General features: G+C 34.8%; 22 protein-coding genes. 12 read left to right on the forward strand and 10 right to left on the reverse strand.

From position 1 onward, the window contains the following. The first annotated feature begins 3 nt into the window (after window positions 1–3). The 7 genes from OLM57_RS07530 to OLM57_RS07560 all read left to right on the forward strand — a co-directional run bounded on the left by OLM57_RS07530 (window position 4) and on the right by OLM57_RS07560 (window position 4,737). On the forward strand, window positions 4–885 hold the full coding sequence (locus tag OLM57_RS07530) for a helix-turn-helix domain-containing protein (RefSeq protein WP_264566609.1): 882 nt from the start codon (window positions 4–6) through the stop codon (window positions 883–885). A gap of 102 nt (window positions 886–987) precedes the next feature. Further along, window positions 988–1,449 (forward strand): YHS domain-containing (seleno)protein, encoded by a 462-nt coding sequence (locus OLM57_RS07535; RefSeq protein WP_264566610.1) that lies wholly within the window; start codon window positions 988–990, stop codon window positions 1,447–1,449. Between the two features lie 6 nt (window positions 1,450–1,455). After that, a complete protein-coding gene (locus tag OLM57_RS07540) occupies window positions 1,456–1,845 on the forward strand; it encodes a DoxX family protein (protein ID WP_264566611.1) in 390 nt (129 codons plus the stop codon). A 1-nt stretch (window position 1,846) separates the two neighbouring features. Then, entirely contained in the window at window positions 1,847–2,335 is a 489-nt protein-coding gene (locus OLM57_RS07545; protein WP_264566612.1) for a DinB family protein, read from the forward strand. Then, window positions 2,323–3,033: an NRDE family protein gene (locus OLM57_RS07550; RefSeq protein ID WP_264566613.1), complete on the forward strand. Its 711-nt coding sequence runs from the start codon at window positions 2,323–2,325 to the stop codon at window positions 3,031–3,033. Before OLM57_RS07545 ends, OLM57_RS07550 begins: the two co-directional genes overlap by 13 nt. Window positions 3,034–3,048: 15 nt before the next feature. Continuing rightward, window positions 3,049–4,086: a D-alanine--D-alanine ligase gene (locus OLM57_RS07555; protein WP_264566614.1), complete on the forward strand. Its 1,038-nt coding sequence runs from the start codon at window positions 3,049–3,051 to the stop codon at window positions 4,084–4,086. Beyond that, window positions 4,087–4,737 (forward strand): hypothetical protein, encoded by a 651-nt coding sequence (locus OLM57_RS07560; RefSeq protein ID WP_264566615.1) that lies wholly within the window; start codon window positions 4,087–4,089, stop codon window positions 4,735–4,737. Here OLM57_RS07560 and OLM57_RS07565 read toward each other — a convergent pair. Both OLM57_RS07565 and OLM57_RS07570 read right to left on the reverse strand, forming a co-directional pair. Then, window positions 4,727–5,299: a GNAT family acetyltransferase gene (locus OLM57_RS07565; RefSeq protein WP_264566616.1), complete on the reverse strand. Its 573-nt coding sequence runs from the start codon at window positions 5,297–5,299 to the stop codon at window positions 4,727–4,729. The two genes, OLM57_RS07560 and OLM57_RS07565, sit on opposite strands and share 11 nt — an antisense overlap. A gap of 64 nt (window positions 5,300–5,363) precedes the next feature. Further along, window positions 5,364–5,750 (reverse strand): DUF2809 domain-containing protein, encoded by a 387-nt coding sequence (locus OLM57_RS07570; protein WP_264566617.1) that lies wholly within the window; start codon window positions 5,748–5,750, stop codon window positions 5,364–5,366. A 223-nt stretch (window positions 5,751–5,973) separates the two neighbouring features. On the opposite strand from OLM57_RS07570, the gene OLM57_RS07575 reads away from it, so the two are divergent. From OLM57_RS07575 to OLM57_RS07590, 4 genes are all read left to right on the forward strand, one after another. Beyond that, window positions 5,974–6,651: an SDR family NAD(P)-dependent oxidoreductase gene (locus tag OLM57_RS07575; RefSeq protein ID WP_264566618.1), complete on the forward strand. Its 678-nt coding sequence runs from the start codon at window positions 5,974–5,976 to the stop codon at window positions 6,649–6,651. Between the two features lie 6 nt (window positions 6,652–6,657). Beyond that, window positions 6,658–7,257 carry a SprT-like domain-containing protein gene (locus OLM57_RS07580; protein WP_264566619.1) on the forward strand — a complete coding sequence of 200 codons (600 nt, stop codon included), beginning with the start codon at window positions 6,658–6,660 and terminating at the stop codon, window positions 7,255–7,257. 49 nt (window positions 7,258–7,306) lie between these two features. Continuing rightward, complete coding sequence (locus tag OLM57_RS07585; protein WP_264566620.1) at window positions 7,307–8,365, forward strand: mannose-1-phosphate guanylyltransferase; 1,059 nt, start codon at window positions 7,307–7,309, stop codon at window positions 8,363–8,365. A gap of 111 nt (window positions 8,366–8,476) precedes the next feature. Continuing rightward, window positions 8,477–9,400, forward strand: a complete 924-nt coding sequence (locus tag OLM57_RS07590; RefSeq protein WP_264566621.1) for an EamA family transporter — start codon at window positions 8,477–8,479, stop codon at window positions 9,398–9,400. A 1-nt stretch (window position 9,401) separates the two neighbouring features. Here the strand turns inward: OLM57_RS07590 and OLM57_RS07595 are convergent, their stop codons facing one another. From OLM57_RS07595 to gcvP, 7 genes are all read right to left on the reverse strand, one after another. After that, on the reverse strand, window positions 9,402–10,163 hold the full coding sequence (locus OLM57_RS07595) for an ABC transporter ATP-binding protein (RefSeq protein ID WP_264566622.1): 762 nt from the start codon (window positions 10,161–10,163) through the stop codon (window positions 9,402–9,404). Further along, on the reverse strand, window positions 10,160–10,909 hold the full coding sequence (locus OLM57_RS07600) for an MlaE family ABC transporter permease (protein ID WP_264566623.1): 750 nt from the start codon (window positions 10,907–10,909) through the stop codon (window positions 10,160–10,162). The genes OLM57_RS07595 and OLM57_RS07600 overlap by 4 nt, the downstream gene beginning before the upstream one ends. A 113-nt stretch (window positions 10,910–11,022) precedes the next feature. After that, the gene (locus OLM57_RS07605) at window positions 11,023–11,871 is read right to left on the reverse strand and encodes a glycosyltransferase family 2 protein (protein WP_264566624.1); all 849 of its coding nucleotides are present in this window, start codon (window positions 11,869–11,871) and stop codon (window positions 11,023–11,025) included. Next, entirely contained in the window at window positions 11,871–12,395 is a 525-nt protein-coding gene (locus OLM57_RS07610) for a class I SAM-dependent methyltransferase (protein WP_264566625.1), read from the reverse strand. The genes OLM57_RS07605 and OLM57_RS07610 overlap by 1 nt, the downstream gene beginning before the upstream one ends. A gap of 150 nt (window positions 12,396–12,545) precedes the next feature. Further along, window positions 12,546–13,604 (reverse strand): 3-oxoacyl-ACP synthase III family protein, encoded by a 1,059-nt coding sequence (locus tag OLM57_RS07615; protein WP_264566626.1) that lies wholly within the window; start codon window positions 13,602–13,604, stop codon window positions 12,546–12,548. Window positions 13,605–14,139: 535 nt separating this feature from the next. Continuing rightward, window positions 14,140–14,802: a TonB-dependent receptor plug domain-containing protein gene (locus OLM57_RS07620; protein ID WP_264566627.1), complete on the reverse strand. Its 663-nt coding sequence runs from the start codon at window positions 14,800–14,802 to the stop codon at window positions 14,140–14,142. Between the two features lie 308 nt (window positions 14,803–15,110). Beyond that, window positions 15,111–17,960: an aminomethyl-transferring glycine dehydrogenase gene (gene gcvP / locus OLM57_RS07625; protein WP_264566628.1), complete on the reverse strand. Its 2,850-nt coding sequence runs from the start codon at window positions 17,958–17,960 to the stop codon at window positions 15,111–15,113. Between the two features lie 232 nt (window positions 17,961–18,192). Here gcvP and OLM57_RS07630 point away from each other — a divergent pair, with 232 nt between their 5' ends. Continuing rightward, on the forward strand, window positions 18,193–19,038 hold the full coding sequence (locus OLM57_RS07630) for a hypothetical protein (RefSeq protein ID WP_264566629.1): 846 nt from the start codon (window positions 18,193–18,195) through the stop codon (window positions 19,036–19,038). Window positions 19,039–19,128: 90 nt separating this feature from the next. On the opposite strand, the gene OLM57_RS07635 is transcribed toward OLM57_RS07630, so the two are convergent. Further along, a complete protein-coding gene (locus tag OLM57_RS07635) occupies window positions 19,129–21,156 on the reverse strand; it encodes a M3 family metallopeptidase (RefSeq protein WP_264566630.1) in 2,028 nt (675 codons plus the stop codon). Between the last annotated feature and the right edge of the window lie 127 nt (window positions 21,157–21,283).

Here is a 21,283-nt window from a genome sequence, read left to right on the forward strand (position 1 = left end):
AGTATGATAGATCAATCCACGTTTACTTTAGTTAATCCACAAAACGGAAATTTGGCTTTCAAACTTTTTTCTTTTGAAAGCATTTCTTGTTTTGATCACATTCAACGATTGAATTACTATTCCCTAATTTGGATTCAAAAAGGAAAAGGCAAAGTAAAAGTAGATTTTTCTGAATATTATTTTTCAGAAAATCAATTACTGGCTTTTGCACCCTATCAGCCTTTTATGTTATCATCTGATGGCGCTATAGAAGGGAAAGTAATTCATTTTCATCCCGACTTTTTTTGTATTATGAAACATCATGATGAAGTAGCTTGTAATGGAGTTTTGTTCAATAATATTTATGAACCACCATATGTAATAATTGATGAAGGGGCTAGAGCTACATTCAATATGGTTTTGGAACAAATAAAGATTGAAATGCAAAATCCTGCGTTAGCACAGTATGAATTATTAATATCCTATTTGAAAATCTTTCTCATTACAGCTTCTCGATTAAAAAAAGAACAGCAACCAAAAGAGTTTGTTTCAATAGAAGAAAATACAGCGCCATTTATTCTTCAAAACTTAAAAAACTTCATTGAACAAAATTTCAAAATCAAACATTCTGCCAGTGATTATGCCGATTTGCTGAATATTTCTCCAAAAGCTTTAGCCAAAATCACCAAAAATCACTTCAATAAAACGTTAACCAATTTAATTGCAGAACGCATTATTATCGAAGCCAAAAGGGAATTGTACTTAACGAATAAACCAGTCAAAGAAATTGCCTATGAGCTAGGGTATGACGATGAGCATTATTTTAGTCGTTTCTTTAAAATTAATGCCGAAGTTTCTCCTCAGATGTATCGTGATACCGTTGGTTTTGCCAAGGCAGTCAATTGATTTAGAGAAATTTTGCCTCCAATGTAAACTACCCGACATTTTACCTTTTTTTACTGCTTTACATTTGTAATATCAAAATAGATAAACAAAAAAATGGTTATTATGAAAAGAGGAATAGTACTGCTGTTGATTTTCGTTGCATCTTCGACATCCTTTGCACAAAGTGCGAGCAAAAAATTATCCGAATATAATTTGGAAAAAAAAGTTGCCATTCAAGGTTACGATCCCGTGTCTTATTTTAAACAAAATAAAGTTGTAAAAGGCAAAAAAGAAATTTCGGTTGCTTATGATGGAGTGATATATCAATTTTCGTCAGCCTCAAATAAAGAAATTTTCTCCAAAAGCCCAGCTTCTTTCGAGCCACAATATGGAGGTTGGTGTGCTTTTGCTATGGGAAGTTCTGGCGAGAAAGTCGAAATCAATCCTGAAACTTTTAAAATTATTGATGGAAAATTGTATTTGTTTTATAATGCGTATTTCAACAATACCTTAAAAAGTTGGAATAAAGACGAAGCCAATTTGAAGGCAAAAGCTGACGCCAATTGGAAGAAATTTATAAAATAAGAAATTATGAAAACATCAATTGGACAATGGTTATTTCAGCTAACTGCTGCAATCATTTTATTGCAAACGTTGTATTTTAAATTCACGGGTGCCGAAGAAAGTGTTTATATTTTCTCTACCTTAGGAATAGAACCGTATGGCAGAATTGGATCTGGAATAGCCGAGTTAATCGCTGCTATTTTAATTCTGATTCCAAGAACAACTTGGTTAGGTGCATTAATGGGAGCAGGAGTAATGCTTGGCGCTATTTTATCACATCTTTTTGTATTGGGAATCGAGGTTAAAAATGATGGAGGCGAGTTGTTTATTTTAGCAATAATTACCTTTCTTTGTTGTGTTGCATTGATTTATTGGAATAAAAGTAAAATTATCAACCTCTTAAAATTGAAACTATAATATGCTAATTCCATCCATAAATAATAGCCTGGACGAACTGATTGAATTGCTCAATCAATTGTCTCAAGGGGAATATTCAAAATCTTGTTTTGAATTGAGTGGCGCCAGCATTGGTGAGCATACTCGACATATTATAGAAATGTTTCAGTGTTTGAATCGAAATTATGATTCCGGAATTGTAAATTACGATAAAAGAGAGCGAAATGTTTTGATTGAAACCAATACGGATTTTGCAATTCAAATGATTTTGGATATCAAAAACAGCATTTCAAAGGATAATAAAAATATCGAATTACAACAAATAATTGATGGTAATGCTGTCCATATTCAAAGCAATTATTATCGAGAATTATTATATAATTTGGAACATTGCATTCATCATCAAGCTTTAATTAAAGTGGCGATTTTGAAATGCGAAAGCATAGTCGTTGATGATAATTTTGGAGTGGCTCGTTCTACAATTGAATATAGAAAACAATGTGTACAGTAAGTTTTGTTTGTTCCAATGATACCATTATCATTACCTCCAATCGTGATGAAAAAATAATCCGCCCAAGTGCTATTCCGCCAAAGAATTACACGTTGAACGGAAAAAATATTATTTATCCAAAAGACTCCAAAGCTGGAGGAACTTGGTTTGTGGTGGATGAAAACGGAACGGTTTTGGTTTTATTAAACGGAGCCGATGAAAAACATCAAGTGCAATTGCCATACCGTAAAAGCCGTGGTCAAATTGTTCTAGAAATGATAAGTAGCACTTCACCAAAGGAATTCTGGAATGAAATTGATTTAGAAAACATCGAGCCTTTTACCTTAGTTTTGTTTCAGGATAAGCAGCTTTTTCAATTGCGTTGGAATGGAGTCGAAAAAGCAACCTTAAATTTAGAGATTGATAAAAATTATATTTGGTCTTCTTCAACCCTTTATTCAAAAGCGATTCGGGAGCAGCGTTCAAGTTGGTTCTACACTTTTTTAGATGCCAATCCAGAAATTACAGAAGATAAAATGCTGCATTTTCATCGTTATACAGAAAATGGTAATGATGAAAACGGTTTGGTTATTAATAGAAACGATGAGTTGAAAACCTTGAGCATAACACAATCGGTTATCGAGAAAAACAAAGTTATGATTCATCATCTGGACTTGATAGCCGATAAAGAATATTCTAAAACATTTATTTCCATTTAATAAACCATTGCAAAATTGAAACTATTCTTTCATAAATTAACCCACTGGGAATACTGGCCTTTTCAAATCGTTTATATCCCAATTTATTTTCTATGGGCGTACTATTCGATTAAGGCAAAATCTATTTTTTTCTTTAATGCTTCCAATCCGACCATCAAAAATGGCGGTTTTATGATGGAAAGTAAAAAGCAGATTTACAACCTAATTCCAAAAAAATATTATCCTAAAACGGAATTGGTGAAAGCGGGAACTTCTATTGATGACATAAGTAAAGTGCTGGAAGATGCAGGAATTAAGTATCCTTTTATTGCCAAACCGGATATTGGTCTGCGAGGCTCTGCTGTCAAAAAAATAGAAACCCCAGATGATTTAAAACGATATTCCGAAAGAGCTCATTTCGACTTTATTGTGCAGGATTTGATTCCTTATGAAAATGAAATTGGTGTTTTTTATGTCCGCTATCCACATGAAAAAAATGGCCGGATTACAGGAATAGTTGCCAAGGAATTTTTAATCATTACCGGAAACGGAGTGAATACTATTGAAGAATTGATAAAAGAAAATCCCCGATATGAATTGCAATTAAAAGTTTTGGAACAGGAGTATGGGAGTAAATTGCACACGGTTTTGCCTGTGAGCGAAAAAGTAAATCTTGTACCTTACGGGAATCATGCTCGTGGAGCCAAATTTATAGACGGAAGTCATTGGATAACACCAAAACTTACCGACACTTTCAACGAAATGTGTATGCAAATTCCCGGTTTCCATTTTGGAAGATTGGATATAATGTATGGTTCGTTTGAAGATTTGGAAAAAGGGAAAAACTTCTCTGTTGTCGAATTGAATGGAGCTGCAAGTGAACCAACTCATATTTACGACCCCAAGCATTCTTTGCTTTTTGCATGGAAAGAGCTCGCACGTCATATTACTTATATGTATGAAATAAGTGTAGCCAATCATAAATTGGGGTTTCCATATTTGGAACACAAAGTCGGAATGAAAGAATACCGTTTGCATCAAAAACAGAATCAGAAAATCATCAATTTCCAATAAATGAAAACCTTAAAAAACATAATCGTTGGATTTATCGTGAGCTTTGTGGGATCATTGCCTCTTGGGTATTTGAATATTATTGGAGTTGAGGTTTTGTCTAAATTGGGAATTAATTCATTGGTTTCTTATTTATTAGGCGTTATTTTAATTGAAGCTGTTGTTATTTATTTAACAGTTATTTTTTCAAACCAATTGGCAGAAAATAAAAAACTGATGAAAAGCATCGATTTCTTTGCTGTCTTTTTTCTGTTGTTGATTGCTTATGTATTTTATGCCTATTCGAATCAAACGGCCGAAGAGCATAATTATTTAGAAGATTATATTCAATATTCTCCTTTTTTAATTGGAATGATATTGTGTGGATTAAATTTTCTTCAAATTCCATTTTGGATGGGCTGGAATTTGTATCTGATGAATGCCAAATACATAACCCTATCCAAAAAACTTAAATTTCATTATATTTTTGGAACACTGGCTGGAACCTTTTTTGGAATGCTGGCTGTAATCGTTTTATTGAATTCGTTGTCCCAAAAAATATTGGATTATTCAAAAGTTTTTATGCCAATTGTTATTCCTTTGTTTTTTGTGATTTTGGCTTGGTTTCAGGCTCGAAAAGTCTACAAAAAGTATTTGAAGAAAACTATTCGATAGAAGGTTGACTCATATCATACGCCAAAATAAAATAGTTGTTGTTGTTAAATTGAAAATCACCAATAACCGACCATTTTAGTTTCTCAATATGTGCTTTTTGTGAAGGCATATTGGTTTTGTTGATGAAAGTAATACTTACTGGAAAACGTTTCACAAGGTGTGTTCTCATGAAATCAAAGAAAGGATTAATCAAGCCCTTTCCTCGGTATTTTTTGTCGATGCAAATAGGTCCGTATTGAAAAGTATTGGTGTCAGTCATCTTAAAATCTTTGAATGAAAGTCCCGGAAGCATTGGAGTCATGTGATTAAAAATAGCCCACTGACTGAAATAATCCCAACTCGCCGCAAAAATATAAGCGATAATTTTGTTGTTGTCCTTAGCAATAAACAAACCTTCCTGGCGAATCACTTCTTCGAGTTGATCTACAGAAAAAGGAGTGGTTACAAATCCTGAAGCTTTTTCCTCTTCGGTCATATTCGATACTAAATAAATGCTTTGTAACGCAAGCACACCTTCAATGTCTGTATTTTTTGCTACTTCAAATTGGATATTTTCGATCATTTTTATAGATTCTATTTTTTATTTTTTTGTAAAAATATGTAAAATTAAACTCATCACTTTATTTTTAGTTTTCAATCATTTGTTTTTTATGCCAATATTTTTCGATAATTAATACTACTGTAATTCCTATGATATAAGTTAGTAGATCAATCCAAGAGAATGAAGTTCCAATGATTGTTCTGGCAATTTTTGATTTTTCGAGGCCTAGCTTTTCGACGATATTCAAAAATTGAAGGAATTCGATTGTAAAAGAGAAAGCCAATACAGCAAGCACAACGTTCAAAACGGGTAGTTTGAGAAAAGATTTTAAAAAGCAATACATCAAAATAACTACCAAAACATCACCTAGGTAAGGCCTTACAAAGCGGTCATGAATGTAAAGTGCAATCAAAACTTCGATTAAAAAGATCAGGATAGCGAATCCAAAATAGTTTTTGTTAAAGGTTAGCATATTGGTTATTTTGAGTGGAACAAAGATTATGATTTATAAAAACAAAGGTTAAATTTTTTCCTGTTTATTAGAGGATAAAAATATATTTTTTAAAATTTAAAAATCACAGTTTTTTGACTGTTTTGACTATTTTTGCTATATGAAATCGACGTGATTTCATAAATAAAATATAAACGAAGAACGGCGATTCCATTTTCCTTAAAAAAACAAATATTATCCTCGAATGAAAAACATTATTATTACAGGAACAAGCAGGGGAATAGGTCTGGAGTTGGCTTTGCAGTTTGCCAATTCGGGACATCAAGTGCTCGCTGTGTCTAGAAAAATAAACCAACAGCTACTTTCTCATAAAAATATAACCTGTCTTTCGGTTGATTTGTCCAATGAAGAGGAATTGCAACAAGTAACAGATTTTTTGTCTGCAACTTGGCAAACCATCGATGCCATTGTTCACAATGCGGGAAGTTTGTTACTAAGACCTTTTTCGGAAACGACTCAGCATGATTTCGAAAATATATATAAAGTCAATGTTTTTGGAGTGGCCAATTTGACCCGTATTTGCTTGCCATATTTACAAAAAGGCAGTCATGTGGTTACCATAAGTTCGATGGGAGGCGTGCAAGGAAGTCTTAAGTTTGCAGGATTGGCAGCTTACAGTTCCAGTAAAGGAGCAGTAATTACGTTATCCGAATTATTGGCTGAAGAGTATAAAGAACAAGGAATTTCTTTTAATGTTTTGGCATTGGGTTCTGTTCAAACCGAAATGCTGAATGAAGCATTTCCAGGCTATCAAGCGCCACTTTCAGCTAGTGAAATGGCCAATTATATTTACGATTTTACGCTTACAGGAAATAAATATTTTAATGGTAAAGTATTGCCCGTTTCTTCCACGAATCCATAACTAATTTTGCCCGAAACTCTTTTAAAATATTTGCCGGAACATGCAGTAAAACCAGTTTTTGAACTGATTGTTACGCATCAAGTGCATCTCAAAATTGTAAATGAGAGGCAAACGCGTCATGGAGATTATCGAAAAGGAATGAATGGGAAACACGAAATTACCGTTAATGCAAGCCTAAATAAATACAAGTTCCTGATAACGTTGATTCATGAAATTTCGCATTTGGTGGCTTTTGAAAAATATGGGCGAAATATAAAACCACATGGAGGAGAATGGAAACTCTCTTTTCAACGGATGATGATACCTTTTATTCGACCCGAAATTTTCCCCAATCAATTATTGCCTTTGTTGGCTCGTCATTTCAAAAATCCTACGGCAAGTAGTGATACGGATGCTACATTGGCGTTGGCCCTAAAACAGTATGATAAAGAGAATGATAAAAACTATATCTTTGAAATTCCTTACGGTAGTGTTTTTAGAATCTCAAATGGGAAGATTTTCAAGAAAATAGCCATAAGAACCAAACGATACGAATGTTTGGAGATGAGTTCTGGACGATTGTATTTATTTAACCCAAATGCAGAGGTTGAGTTGTTGCCGGGTTAGTTAAATATAAATTAAGTTTTGCTTTAAAAGCAAATAAAAAAAGTATAAAATGAACAAAAATTATTACGCAATATTAATGGCAGGCGGAATCGGTTCCCGATTTTGGCCAGTAAGTACGAGAGAATTTCCGAAGCAATTTCATGATATGTTGGGTTCTGGAGAGACTTTAATTCAGAAAACATTTAGTCGATTATCACAAATCATTCCGAAAGAGAATATTTTGATTTTGACACATGAGAGTTACAATGACTTGATTTTGGAGCAATTGCCAATGGTAACCCAAGAGCAAATCGTATTGGAACCTGCCATGAGAAATACTGCTCCATGTATCTTGTATGCTTCTTTGAAAATTAAAAAAATAAACCCAAATGCAGTGATGGTTGTTGCGCCAAGTGATCACTGGATTGAAGACGAAATGCAGTTTGTGGCCAATTTGCAGCGTTCTTTCGATTTATGCGAAAGAGAAGAATCTTTGATGACTTTGGGTATTTTACCGACTTCCCCAAACACAGGTTATGGCTATATTGAATTTGATAAATTGGATAGCCGCTCGATAAAAAAAGTAGTTCAGTTTAGAGAAAAACCAGATTCCAAAACAGCTAGACGATTTATTCAAAGCAGGAATTATTTATGGAATGCCGGTATTTTTATCTGGAGCGTAAGATCTATTTTGAAAGCTTTTGAAGAATTTCAACCAGAGATGTTTGCTCTTTTTATGGAGGGTTATGATGTGTACAACACTGAGAATGAAAGTGCTTTTATTCAGGAGAATTATCCAAAAGCAGATAATATTTCTATCGATTATGCCATTATGGAAAACGCCAAAAATGTCTACGTTCTTCCTGCTACTTTTGATTGGAACGATCTCGGAACCTGGGGCTCATTGCATGAAAAACTGCCAAAAGACGATAACAACAATGCGGTGGTAAATGCAGTTGTATTGTTGCAAAACGCATCCAATAATATTATTAGAACCGCTTTGGGTAAGCAAGTCATCGTCGATGGACTTGATGATTATATTATTGTAGATAAAGATTCGGTCTTGTTGATTTATCCTAAAAGTAAGGAACAAGAGATAAAAGCGATTGTATCTCAGTTGAAATCCTAATAAATATTTTTCCTCTCGATTAAATTAAAAAAGTGAATTCTTAAGAATCTTGAGTAAACTCAATTTTTCGAAAGAAATCATTTTTTTTATTTTTAAAATCCACCAAATTATATGTCTAAAAACGAAAGCCAATTTCTCATCTATCTCGCTTTTGCGGCTATTTTTATTATTTGGGGAAGTACTTATTTCTTTATCTTTTTGGGACTGGAGACCATTCCACCATTTATGTTGATGGGAATGCGATTTGTAATTGCGGGTTTACTTTTATTGCTTTTGATAAAAGTGCAAGGGAATTTTAAAATGCCAACAAAGGATGCAGTTCTCAAAAATTTAATTTATGGAACTCTTTTACTTGTTGGAGGAACAGGATCGGTGATGTGGGCAGAACAATTTGTTCCTTCTGGAATTGCCTCGATAGTAGTTTGTAGTTTGCCTTTTTGGTTTTTGATTTTAGATTACCCGAAGTGGAAAGAAAACTTCTCAAATATGAGCTCACTTCTGGGCTTGGTTATAGGTTTTGCGGGGGTTATAATTCTTTTTGATATCAATGAATCTGTTTTTTCAGATCATTTTGTTTTAGGAGTATTGGTAATTATTGCCGGTGGAATATCATGGGCATTGGGTTCGTTGTTTTCCAGATATTATCCTACTGATTTGCCTACCTTGATGAATGTGGCTTTGCAAATGATAAGCGCAGGATTGTTTTGTTTGATGTTGTCTTACTTTACAAAAGAGACCCAAGGGTTTGTTTTTAGTAATATATCGTTAACCTCTTGGTTGAGTTTGGGATATCTTATTGTTTTTGGGATACTCGCTTTTGTTGCCTATTTATGGCTAATAACTAAGCGTTCATTAATACAAGTAGGTACTTATGTGTATGTAAATCCGGTTATTGCTGTCTTTTTAGGTTGGCTATTTGCCAAAGAAAACATCAGTTCAAAACAAATACTTGCCTTGATTGTAATTTTAATTGGTGTGGTTTTAATCAATTGGGCTGGATATCGAAAGACATTGTTCAAAAAAGCAAAAGATTAATTTATCCTTTCAAATAGGCTTCTCTAACTTTTTTGAATAATTCCGATGAATAAACAAATTCAACAATAGCTTCATTTTCGGTAAGGAAAATTTCTTCTTTGGTACCTTCCCAAGCTTTTACGCCATTTTTTAGAAATAAAATATGATCTCCAATTTCCATTACAGAATTCATATCATGTGTATTTACGACGGTTGTGATATTGTATTCCTCTGTAATTTCTCTAATCAAATTATCTATCAAAATGGCAGTATTAGGATCTAATCCTGAATTGGGTTCGTCACAAAACAAATATTTAGGATTGTTTACAATAGCACGGGCAATTGCAACCCTTTTCTGCATTCCTCCCGAAATTTCAGAAGGTAGTTTTTTGTGAGCACCTACCAGATTTACTCTTTCTAAAACAAAATCAACACGTTTTTGTATTTTAGCATTACTGTCGTTGGTAAACATTTTCAATGGAAAACCAACGTTTTCGGCAACAGTCATGCTGTCAAAAAGAGCACTTCCCTGAAAAAGCATACCAATTTCGGTACGTATTTCTCGTTTTTCATCTGAATTAAGATCAGAATATATACGTCCATCAAAAGAAATACTTCCAACTTCTGGAGTGTGAATTCCCAATAATGATTTTAACAAAACGGTTTTACCCGATCCACTTTGGCCAATAATTAAATTGGTTTTTCCTGCTTCAAAAACGCAAGAAACACCTTTAAGAATTTTGACACCGCCAAATGATTTTTCTATGTTTTTTATTTCTATCATTTTGTTAAGAGTAATTGGGTAATAATATAGTTGATCAAAATGATGGTAACCGAAGTCCATACAAAAGAAACAGTGCTCGCTTTACCGACTTCGAGTGCGCCACCTTTCATGTAAAAACCATGAAAAGAAGGAATAGTTGCCAACAGCATACCAAAAATAAAAGTTTTGGTAAAAGCATACACAATGTGAAAGGGAATAAAATCTCTTTGAAGCCCTTCGATAAAGTCAATACTATTTCCGAAACCACCGTAAACCGTTGCTATGTAGCCACCAGTTATTCCAAGAAACATACCGATTCCTACAAGGAACGGGTATAAAAGCAAGGCTATTATTTTTGGGAAAACCAAATAATTAAGTGAGTTAACACCCATAACCTCTAGCGCATCAATTTGTTCGGTAACACGCATGGAGCCAATGCTTGAAGTTATAAAAGAGCCCATTTTTCCAGCCATAATAATTGACATAAAAGTTGGGGCAAATTCTAAAATCACCGATTGGCGGGTCGCATACCCAATTAGGTATTTTGGAATAAAAGAGTTTGTCAAGTTCAAAGCGGTTTGCATAGAAACAACGCCACCGACGAAGAAAGAAATAAAAGCAACAATTCCCAACGAATCAATAATTAAATCATCGACTTCTTTGTAGATTAAGCCTTTCATAACAGACCATTTTGTTGGTTTGTTGAAGATTTCTTTCCACATCAAAAAGTATTTTCCGATCTGGGAGGTATAGCGAATGAGCATCATTTTTTAGTGTTCAGTTTACAGGTTGCAGTATTCAGAAAAGAATACAAGTACGCAAAAATACTGTATTTTGTTGGAATTTTAGATTTTGTTTTTAATTGCAAAAGAGTAAAATGCTAAAACAATTTCTCTTTCATTTTTTGCAAACGATAATTTCGGATGAAACGGGCTTGTTCCTCGCTTACCAACAAAGGGGTTTTGGCATTTTTTGCTTTCCAGAAACCTTTTATATAATCAAAGAACAGTAGTGGTTTCTTTTTCATCATGGCTAATTTAACCGAAGAAATAGTCGTTATAAAAAAACCATATCCCAACGTATAAAAAGATTCTCCTTGTTTGTAGCGTGCTGTTTTGTTGTAATTGGCGCCTGTAGGTTTGAGGTGTTTTACGTGCAAGGTAGAATCGGTGACTACTTTCCAATTGTAGAATTTACAAAGTAATTCGTCAACGGTGTCCCAACCCATTGCAGGTTTTAATCCTCCAATTTGATGAAAGCATTCTTTTCGATAAGCTTTCAATGCACCTCGAATATGATCTTTGTCTGTTAGGTTTTCCAGAACCCAGTCGCCATTTTTTTCGATATAGCAAAATCCGCCTACCATTCCTATAGTGGCATCAGATTGAAAATGTTTAATTATGGTTTCGAAATAATTGGAAGGAAAAATTAAATCGGCATCTATTTTTACTATAATGTCATAATTGTTATCCAAAGTTTCTAAACCTTTTTGAAATGCCTGAATGACTTTACTTCCAGGCAAATGGACATTGCTTGAGCTCTTATTAACTAGAGTGATAAACGGATTGTCTTTGGCGAAATCCAAAACAACTTCGGCAGTTTTATCGGTCGAATTATCATTGACAACCACAATTTTTGAAGGCAAAACTGTTTGCGAAATCAAGGATTGTAATGTCAAAGCAATTAACGCTTCTTCGTTGTAGGCGGGTATAACAATATAATAATTCATTATTTTACTTTTTCCGCATAAACAATATAATATCTCGGAACGAAAAATCGCAACAAGGGGCGAAAACCAATTTTTTTAACGGGATGGGTAAATTTTTGGCTATCGATGATTTTCCATCCTGTTTTCTCCAGTAACCAGTCCAATTGCCAGTCTTCAAATTCGTGGTAATGCCTGTCCCACATGTCTGTTTTACTGCGATAGGCAGAAGAAAACCATAGACGCAAAGGAATTGATATCAATAATTTATCTGATTTTATTTCGCTTAAAATGGTATATGGATTGAGCAAATGTTCAAAAATTTCAAAAGCCGTAACCACATCTTGTTTTCCTTCCGAAAAAACACTTTGATTGATGTCCAAATCTTCTCCAGTAGTGTTCTTTACGGTGAAACCTTCTTCTTTCATGATTTTAGAAAAAGGGTTCTCGACACCTAAATCCAATATGGTTTGAGAGGTGTTGATGTGTTTTTTTAAAAATTCTAAAGTATGTTTGAATCTTTTATTGGGAAACGTTTTCTCGTACATGTTTTTAATTTTTAACTATCGCAGTTGCTTTAGAGTTTGCAAATATAAAGATTCTGTTTCTTATACGGTTTGTAATTTCAAATTTGTCCCAAAAAAAGCCCACTGCACTATAAAAGCGAAGTGGGCTCGGTAATAAGCGTACAGTTATTTTTAGTATCGATATACAAAAGCATTGACATTCATTCCCGCTCCTACTGAAGCAAAAAGTAGTACATCTCCTTTTTTAATTTCTTGATTTTCTATTTTTCCTTGAATTAACAAATCAAATAAAGTAGGTACCGTGGCGACACTACTGTTTCCTAGTTCGGCGATGCTCATTGGCATCACGTCTTTCGGAGGTGTTTTACCGTATAATTTGTAAAAACGATGAATGATAGCTTCATCCATTTTTTCATTTGCTTGGTGAATTAGGATTTTTTTTACATCTTCAATGGCGATTCCGCTTTTGTCCAAACAGCTTTTCATTGCCGATGGGACTTGGCTTAGTGCAAATTCGTAAATTTTGCGGCCGTACATTTTGATGTACTTCGTATCTGGATCCAGATCGGGGTTGTATGATTTTCCGAAATAAAGAAAATGGGCTTCTTCGGCAGCGAAGGTTGCACTTTCATAAGATAACATTCCGCTTTCGTCTTCTGAGGCTTCAATAATTGAGGCGCCAGCTCCATCAGAGTAAATCATGGAGTCTCTGTCGTGAGCATCTACTACTCTTGAAAGGGTCTCGGCACCAATAACCAAACATTTTTTGGCCATACCCGATTTTATGAAAGCATTGGCTTGTAGCACGCCTTCAATCCAGCCTGGGCAACCAAAAAGGATATCGTAAGCGACACATTTTGGATTTTTTATCTGTAATTTATGTTTGACTCTAGTGGCCAAACTCGGAATAATATCAGATTGACTTGTGCCGTGTTTTACATCGCCAAAATTATGGGCAAAAATAATATAATCTAAGGTTTCGGGATCTATTGCTGCGTTTTCAATAGCTTTTTGAGCAGCAAAGAAAGCAAGATCAGATGAGGTATAATGATCCTCTGCATATCTTCTTTTTTCGATACCTGTAATGCCTTTAAATTTATTGATGACAACTTCATTTGGATAGGCGAATGGAGTACCGTCTTCGTTTAAGAAAACATGTTCGCTAAAGTCGGTATTGCTTATTTTTTTCTCAGGAATATAACTTCCTATTCCAGTTATTTTTATTTTCATTTTGCTATTTTCAAGATAAACTTCGGCTAAATTAATTATAATAAATGTATAAAGGGCAAATTATTTACTATGCACGCATATAATTGCAGAATATTAAATATATAGCAAAATTATTGAATATATTTTATTGAAAATTATTAAATGATGCATTTTATTCTTGGAATTGTTATAAATAACAAAGTGGATATTTTTTGTTAAAAAATTAAATCCTAATTTTAAAAGGATAAATATCATTTTATTTTAAATAAAAAGTTTCGATAATTTAAAGTATGGTTTTGTTTGAAATAGGGAGTTTTTTAGGGGTGTATTTTATGGAAATTAAATAAGTAGCATAGCCCTGATGGAAGCGGCATCCTTTTTGTCTCGTCTTTTGGGACGAGATAAAAAGATACAGCGGACAGCAGGAGTCATGTTGATGAAAAACCGAAAACTTCTGCTCCTAATTTTGCCTTAGAATCCTAATAAAAATGAAAAACCCTTTCAGTTTTTGGCTGAAAGGGAGTTGCTTATTTTTTTTAATTTAAACCTATGAAAATTATTTTTTTGTTGTTATTACTATAGCACCATTAGACCCTCGAGATCCATAAATAGAAGCCTCAGCGCCTTTTAAAGCCTCTATTGATTTTACATTATTAGGAGTAAGAAAATCAATATTTGACACTACCATTCCATTAACAACAAATAATGGATCGCCACTATTTACCATTGAACTAAATCCTCGAATGGTTATTTTGTTAGTTCTTGATACTTCCACTCCTGCTAATTTGCCTCTTATCATATCATAAATAGTGTTGTAAGTATGAATATCACTTGTGGTATTACTCTGAGATTGGATGACTTCATATTTTTTTTCTGATTTTGAATATACAATTGAAACATCACTTCCTTTTTTTATTTTTTTTGACTTATCAGCCTCTAAAAACACAAAATTCAAGTTGTCTTCATTATTGTATTTAGAGGATAATAATCCGTATTCATCAGAGTAAACATTAATAGTACTCACCTTTGCAGGAACTAAAATTTCAAATTCTCCATCTTTATTTGTGATCATTTTGGAGTTTATGGAATCTAAATATATTTTAGCTTTTGCTACGGGTTTGTTGTTAAAATCGACAACCTTTCCAGTTAACTTATTTTGACCATATCCAAAAAGAACAAATGACAAACAAATAGTGAGTAATATCTTTGAAATTTTCATAATGAAATTATTTATTTAAGAATTTAGGGTATTAAGTTATTTGTTTTTTTTGAATAATCATTACTGTATTAAAAGTTTTATCAATTTGCTCTGCCAGTTTGTTTTTACTTCCTCTGTTTGCTGTTGTTATTCGGGTTTTAGGAAGGTGTTTTATGAAAATGGATTACAGCGGACAGCAGGAGGAATGTTGATAAATAACCATAAAATAGCTGCTCCTTATTTTTCTTCAGAATCTAATAAAAACGAAAAACCCTTTCGATTTAAAAATCGAAAGGGTTCTGTTTAATCTGCAATCTGCCTTCTGAAATCTAACTTTCAATATACGCTTCAATTGGCGCACAGCTGCACACTAGGTTTCTATCTCCGTAAGCATCATCGGCTCTACGAACGGTAGGCCAGAATTTGTTTTCGGCGATGTACTCCAGTGGGAAAGCGGCTTGCTCTCTGCTGTATGGGAAATCCCAAGTTTCGGCAGTAAGCATGGCTAGTGTATGGGGAGAATTTTTCAATACGTTGTTGCTGTCTTCGATGCTTGCCGCTTCGATTTCTTTACGAATCGAAATCATGGCGTCACAAAAACGGTCTAATTCTTCTAGGTTTTCGCTTTCGGTTGGCTCGATCATTAAGGTTCCTGCCACTGGGAAAGAAACGGTTGGTGCATGGAAACCATAATCCATCAAACGTTTGGCGATATCGGTAACTTCGATTCCTTTTTGTTTGAAAGGACGACATTCCAAAATCATTTCGTGAGCCGCGCGACCCATTTCGCCAGAATATAACGTATCGTAGTGACCGTTTAATTTTTCTTTGATGTAATTGGCGTTTAGGATTGCGTGTTCTGTAGATTCTTTCAAACCGTCTGCTCCTAGCATCGTGATGTAACCGTAAGAGATTAAACATACCAATGCCGATCCCCAAGGTGCTGCAGAAATACCGGTGATGGCATTGCTTCCTCCTGTTGGGATAACTGGGTTGGATGGCAAGAATGGTACTAAGTGTTTGGCCACACAAATAGGTCCTACACCTGGTCCACCACCACCGTGAGGGATGGCGAATGTTTTGTGAAGGTTCAAGTGACAAACGTCAGCTCCTATGGTTGCTGGGTTGGTTAAACCAACTTGTGCATTCATATTGGCTCCGTCCATATAGACTTGACCACCGTTTTCGTGGATGATTCTTGTAATTTCGATAATTGCACTTTCAAAAACTCCGTGAGTCGATGGATAGGTTACCATCAAGCAAGAAAGATCATCTTTGTGAAGAATCGCTTTTTCGCGCAAATCATCTACGTCTATATTTCCATTTTCCAATGTTTTGGTTACGATCACTTTCATACCCGCCATAGCTGCAGAAGCCGGATTGGTTCCGTGAGCCGATGATGGAATTAAAGCAATATTTCTATGGTGATCACCACGAGATTGGTGGTAAGCACGAATAACCATTAATCCTGCATATTCTCCCTGTGCTCCTGAGTTAGGCTGTAAAGTAGTTCCTGCAAAACCAGTGATTACGTTTAATTGTTGTTCTAGTTTAGACAACATTTCTTGGTATCCTTGTGCTTGGTCTAGCGGTGCAAAAGGGTGAATGTTGTTCCAAAGCGCGTTACTTAATGGCAACATTTCTGAAGCTGCATTCAGTTTCATGGTACAAGATCCTAGAGAAATCATTGAGTGATTCAATGATAAATCTTTACGCTCCAACATTTTGATGTAACGCATCATCGCTGATTCTGAGTGGAATTTATTGAAAACATCATGTTGTAAGAAAGATGATGTTCTGATTAAATCCTCAGGGAAATGAACGGCTTCTGATAAAGTCTCGATTGTTGTTGCTTGGGTACCATTTGCGGAAGCGAAAATGCTAACGATTTTATTGATGTCGGCAATACTTGTTGTTTCATTCAAAGAAATAGAAACGGTATTGTTGTCTATGTAGTAAAAGTTTACTTCGTTTTGTTCAGCAATCGTGCGTACTTTTTGAGCATCGGCTTTGATAACAATAGTGTCAAAGAAAGCCGTGTTAGTTTGTTGCAAGCCTAGTTTTTCCAATTCGTTAGACAAAGTGGCTGTCAAAGCGTGAACTTTGTTAGCGATATATTTTAAACCTTTTGGGCCGTGGTATACGGCGTACATTCCTGCCATAACTGAAAGTAAAACTTGGGCAGTACAGATGTTTGAAGTCGCTTTATCACGTTTGATGTGTTGCTCACGAGTTTGCAAAGCCATACGCAAAGCACGGTTCCCGTTAGTATCAACAGTTACCCCAATGATCCTTCCCGGCATAGAACGTTTGTATTCGTCTTTGGTGGCAAAATAAGCAGCGTGTGGCCCACCGTAACCTAACGGAATTCCGAAACGTTGTGTGGTTCCCACCACTACTGCAGCTCCCATTTCTCCTGGAGGAGTCAGTTTTGTTAAACTCAAAATATCGGCAGCTACGGCTACTTTTATTTCATTGGCAGCAGCTTTTGCAATAAAGGAGGTATAGTCGTTTACCTGACCGTATTTCCCTGGATATTGAAGGATAGCTCCAAAAAAGTCGGATGAGAAATCAAAAGTTTCGTGGTTACCCACAACCAATTCTATTCCGATTGGAGTAGAACGAGTTTCTAAAACCGATAAAGTTTGAGGTAATATTTCTTCGGAAACGAAGAATTTATTGGTATTGTTTTTCTTTTGATCACGTGATCTTACATCAAAAAGTAAAGCCATAGCTTCGGCAGCTGCAGTCGCTTCATCAAGTAAAGAAGCATTGGCAATTTCCATTCCAGTCAATTCAACAACCATTGTTTGGAAATTCAAAATAGCTTCCAGACGACCTTGAGCTATTTCGGCTTGGTAAGGAGTGTAAGCGGTGTACCATCCTGGGTTTTCAAAAATATTTCTTTGAATTACCGCTGGAACAATAGCTTGATTGTATCCTAAACCGATGTACGATTGAAACATTTTGTTTTTGCTTCCCAACTGGGCGATATGGTTGGAATACTCATATTCGGTCATGGCTGGGTCTAAAGCAAGTGGTGCTTTTAGACGAATATCATCCGGGAGGGTTTCATAAACAAGTCGCTCTATGGAGTCAACTCCTATGGTTTTCAACATGTGTTGTAAATCGGTTTCTCTCGGGCCAATGTGTCTTAAAGCAAAAGAATCTGTTTTCATTTTTGTGTAGCTATTTTTGTTTTTTTAAGTCTAAAGGAAAAGCTAGATTGTTCAACTATTCATTTATATTTGAATTTCAGTCCAATCAAGATTTAGTGTCGAAATAAATGTTGTGTTTTTTTGTGGTGCAAAAATAAATATTAATCTCTTAATAAAGCCGTTTTTTAACTTGATTTTATAGGGATTTTTCAACTAATGGACTGGTTTATTAACAATTGATTAAATTTGTTTAATGAAGATTTTAAAAAGTATTCTCCAATTTTATATAAACAGCAGCATTCATGTTGGTTTGTCCTGTTTTGCATTGGTGCAAATCACCCAAATGGTATTCCACATTTCACAACAAAATGCAGTGGGCTATTTTGCTTTTTGGGGCACCGTTGTCGGATATAATTTTGTAAAATATGAAGAATTGGCAAGAGCCAAGAGATTACAGCTGCAAAAGCAATTACGGGTGATTGCTGTTTTTACTTTGGGGTCTTTTATCATGACGGGTTATTATTTTTTTCTGTTGGAACGCATCACACAAATAGGGGCTATTGTTTTTCTAGGGTTGACGATGCTGTATACCCTTCCTTTTTTTCCGAATAGAATAAATGCCCGAAATTGGGCCGGAGTAAAGATTTATATCGTATCGTTTTGTTGGGTAGGGGCGACGGTATTTTTGCCTTTGTTGAATGCTGCAGTTACGCCAACAATAAGCATTGGAATACTATCGATTCAACGATTTATTTTGATTTTTGTTTTGATTCTTATTTTCGAAATAATCGATTTACGACATGATAATTCCAATTTAAGAACCGTGCCGCAACAAATAGGAGTGAAGAATACCAAAATACTGGGTTTTGCTTTATTGGTTTTTTTCTGCGGATTAGAGTTCTTCAATATCTATAGTAATTTCAATATTCAATTTTTGAAGCTGAAATTAAATCTTGATATTGCTGTTGCGATTGTAATTACACTTTTTTTGGTTTTTGCTAATGAAAAACGCGCAAAATATTACACTTCGTTTTGGGTGGAAAGTATTCCTATAGTTTGGTTGTTGTTGTTGTTGTTGTTGTTGCTTTTTATTCAATAAAAAAACCGAAGCATTTCTACTTCGGTTTAAATCTGCATTCTAATATCTTAATTGCTTCGCCTGTTCGCTATCGCTTGGGTCTGCAATCTTTTATAACAATCCCGCTCTTTTCAACAAAGAATCTGGTTTTGGTTCTTGTCCTCTAAAACGTTTGTATAAAATCATTGGGTGTTCTGTTCCGCCTTTTGAAAGTACATTTTCTTTGAATCTTTCGGCCACTTCGGTATTAAATATTCCTTCCTCTAAGAAATAAGCGAAAGCGTCGGCATCAAGAACCTCGGCCCATTTGTAACTATAATATCCAGAAGAATATCCTCCTTGAAAAATATGTGAAAAGGCTGTACTCATTGCATTTTCTTTTACATCTGGATACAATTGTGTCGAAGCAAATTGCTCGGTTTCAAAAGTTTTGATGTCTGTAATATTCGTTGGGTTCTGTCCGTGCCAAGCCATATCCAATAAGCCAAAACTCAGTTGGCGCATCGTAGCCAAACCTTCCTGAAAACTAGCGCTTTCTTTAATTTTTTGTACATATTCCTGCGGAATAACTTCTCCAGTTTCATAATGATGAGCAAACAAAGCCAAAGCTTCAGGTTCGTAACACCAATTTTCCATAATCTGGCTTGGTAATTCTACAAAGTCCCAATAAACCGATGTTCCCGATAGATTTGGATAGGTCGTATTGGCTAACATTCCGTGCAATCCGTGACCAAATTCGTGAAATAAAGTAGTCACTTCGTTAAAAGTCAAAAGTGACGGCTTGGTTTCGGTAGGTTTTGTAAAGTTGCAAACATTAGAAATATGAGGTCTTTCGTTTTTCCCGTGTTTAATGTATTGTGATTTGAAAGAAGTCATCCAAGCACCATTACGTTTGCCTTTTCGCGGAAAGAAATCAGCATAAAAAACTGCCACCAATTCGTTGTTTTTGTCTGTTACTTCATAGGTAGTTACTTCTTCATGGTATTTGTCGATATCGAAAATCTCTGAAAAAGTCAATCCATATAGTTTTTTAGCAATGGTAAAAGCACCATTTAATACTTCCTCCAATTGGAAATACGGTTTCAATTTCTCATCATCCAAATTGAATAATTGTTGCTTCAATTTTTCTGAATAATATGCGCCGTCCCATTTTTCAAGTTGTTCGATTCCGTCTAGTTCTTTGGCGAACGCAGACAATTGTTCAAATTCTTTTTGCGCCGCTGGTTTGGCTTTGGCCAATAAATCATTTGAAAAAGACAATACTTTCTCTGGGCTTTCAGCCATACGCTCTTCAAGAACAAAATGGGCATGGGTTTTATAGCCCAAAAGATTGGCTCTTTCAAAACGAAATTTGACAATTTTTAGAACAATTTCCTGATTGTCAAATCCGTTGTTTTGAAAACATTTTGCACCAAAAGCAATAGCCATTTTTTTACGTAATTCACGATTGTCCGCATACGTCACAAACGGAATGTAACTTGGATGATCCAACGTAAAAATCCAGCCTTCTTTTTCTTGCGCTTTCGCCAATGAACGAGCCGCTTCGATGGTTCCTTCCGGTAAACCTGCTAAATGTTTGTAATCAGTAAGATGTAATTCGAAAGCGTTGGTTTCAGTCAACACATTTTCTCCAAATTGTAAACTTAGTTTTGATAATTCTTTGTCAATTTCACGTAGTTGATTTTTCTTGTCTTCTGGCAAATTAGCTCCATTTCTGGAAAAGCTTTTGTACTGTTTGTCTAGAAGTGTAGTTTGTTCCGGATTTAAGTTCAAAGAATCTCTTTGGTCGTAAACCGTTTTTACTTTTGCAAATAAAGAAGCATTCAAGCGAACGTCATTTCCAAATTCAGACAATAAAGGAGAAACCTCTTGGGCGATTTTTTGCATTTCGTCACTCGTCTCTGCAGAGTTTAAATTAAAGAAAACACTTGAAATTCGGTCCAAAGTATCGCCGCTAAAAGACAATGCCTCAATAGTATTTTGAAAAGTAGGATTTTCTGTATTGCTTACAATAGCATCAATTTCTGCTTTCGCCAAGACAATTGCTTCCTGAAAAGCAGGAAGGTAATCTTCGTTTTTTATTTTAGAAAATGGCGCCGTGTCTAGCTTGGTGTCAAATTTCTGGAGTAGTATATTCATGATTGTATATTCGATTTTGTTATAAACAAGTGGTTGTTATGGCTTTATGTTTTCATGTTTTGAAAATAAAAACAAGAAAAATTTGTTAAAATTTATAATAAAAGTGTTGTTTATCGGTTTTTTATGT

The organism is Flavobacterium sp. N3904, from assembly GCF_025947305.1.
Taxonomy (GTDB): Bacteria; Bacteroidota; Bacteroidia; order Flavobacteriales; family Flavobacteriaceae; genus Flavobacterium.

Coding starts and splice junctions, on each gene's coding strand:
- OLM57_RS07620 (WP_264566627.1), bottom strand. CDS start 14,802: ATGAAAATTTCAAAGATATTACTCACTATTTGTTTGTCATTTGTTCTT.
- OLM57_RS07615 (WP_264566626.1), bottom strand. CDS start 13,604: ATGAAAATAAAAATAACTGGAATAGGAAGTTATATTCCTGAGAAAAAA.
- OLM57_RS07530 (WP_264566609.1), top strand. CDS start 4: ATGATAGATCAATCCACGTTTACTTTAGTTAATCCACAAAACGGAAAT.
- OLM57_RS07545 (WP_264566612.1), top strand. CDS start 1,847: ATGCTAATTCCATCCATAAATAATAGCCTGGACGAACTGATTGAATTG.
- OLM57_RS07600 (WP_264566623.1), bottom strand. CDS start 10,909: ATGATGCTCATTCGCTATACCTCCCAGATCGGAAAATACTTTTTGATG.
- OLM57_RS07570 (WP_264566617.1), bottom strand. CDS start 5,750: ATGCTAACCTTTAACAAAAACTATTTTGGATTCGCTATCCTGATCTTT.
- OLM57_RS07590 (WP_264566621.1), top strand. CDS start 8,477: ATGTCTAAAAACGAAAGCCAATTTCTCATCTATCTCGCTTTTGCGGCT.
- OLM57_RS07550 (WP_264566613.1), top strand. CDS start 2,323: ATGTGTACAGTAAGTTTTGTTTGTTCCAATGATACCATTATCATTACC.
- OLM57_RS07585 (WP_264566620.1), top strand. CDS start 7,307: ATGAACAAAAATTATTACGCAATATTAATGGCAGGCGGAATCGGTTCC.
- OLM57_RS07560 (WP_264566615.1), top strand. CDS start 4,087: ATGAAAACCTTAAAAAACATAATCGTTGGATTTATCGTGAGCTTTGTG.
- gcvP (WP_264566628.1), bottom strand. CDS start 17,960: ATGAAAACAGATTCTTTTGCTTTAAGACACATTGGCCCGAGAGAAACC.
- OLM57_RS07540 (WP_264566611.1), top strand. CDS start 1,456: ATGAAAACATCAATTGGACAATGGTTATTTCAGCTAACTGCTGCAATC.
- OLM57_RS07595 (WP_264566622.1), bottom strand. CDS start 10,163: ATGATAGAAATAAAAAACATAGAAAAATCATTTGGCGGTGTCAAAATT.
- OLM57_RS07575 (WP_264566618.1), top strand. CDS start 5,974: ATGAAAAACATTATTATTACAGGAACAAGCAGGGGAATAGGTCTGGAG.
- OLM57_RS07565 (WP_264566616.1), bottom strand. CDS start 5,299: ATGATCGAAAATATCCAATTTGAAGTAGCAAAAAATACAGACATTGAA.
- OLM57_RS07630 (WP_264566629.1), top strand. CDS start 18,193: ATGAAGATTTTAAAAAGTATTCTCCAATTTTATATAAACAGCAGCATT.
- OLM57_RS07610 (WP_264566625.1), bottom strand. CDS start 12,395: ATGTACGAGAAAACGTTTCCCAATAAAAGATTCAAACATACTTTAGAA.
- OLM57_RS07635 (WP_264566630.1), bottom strand. CDS start 21,156: ATGAATATACTACTCCAGAAATTTGACACCAAGCTAGACACGGCGCCA.
- OLM57_RS07605 (WP_264566624.1), bottom strand. CDS start 11,871: ATGAATTATTATATTGTTATACCCGCCTACAACGAAGAAGCGTTAATT.
- OLM57_RS07535 (WP_264566610.1), top strand. CDS start 988: ATGAAAAGAGGAATAGTACTGCTGTTGATTTTCGTTGCATCTTCGACA.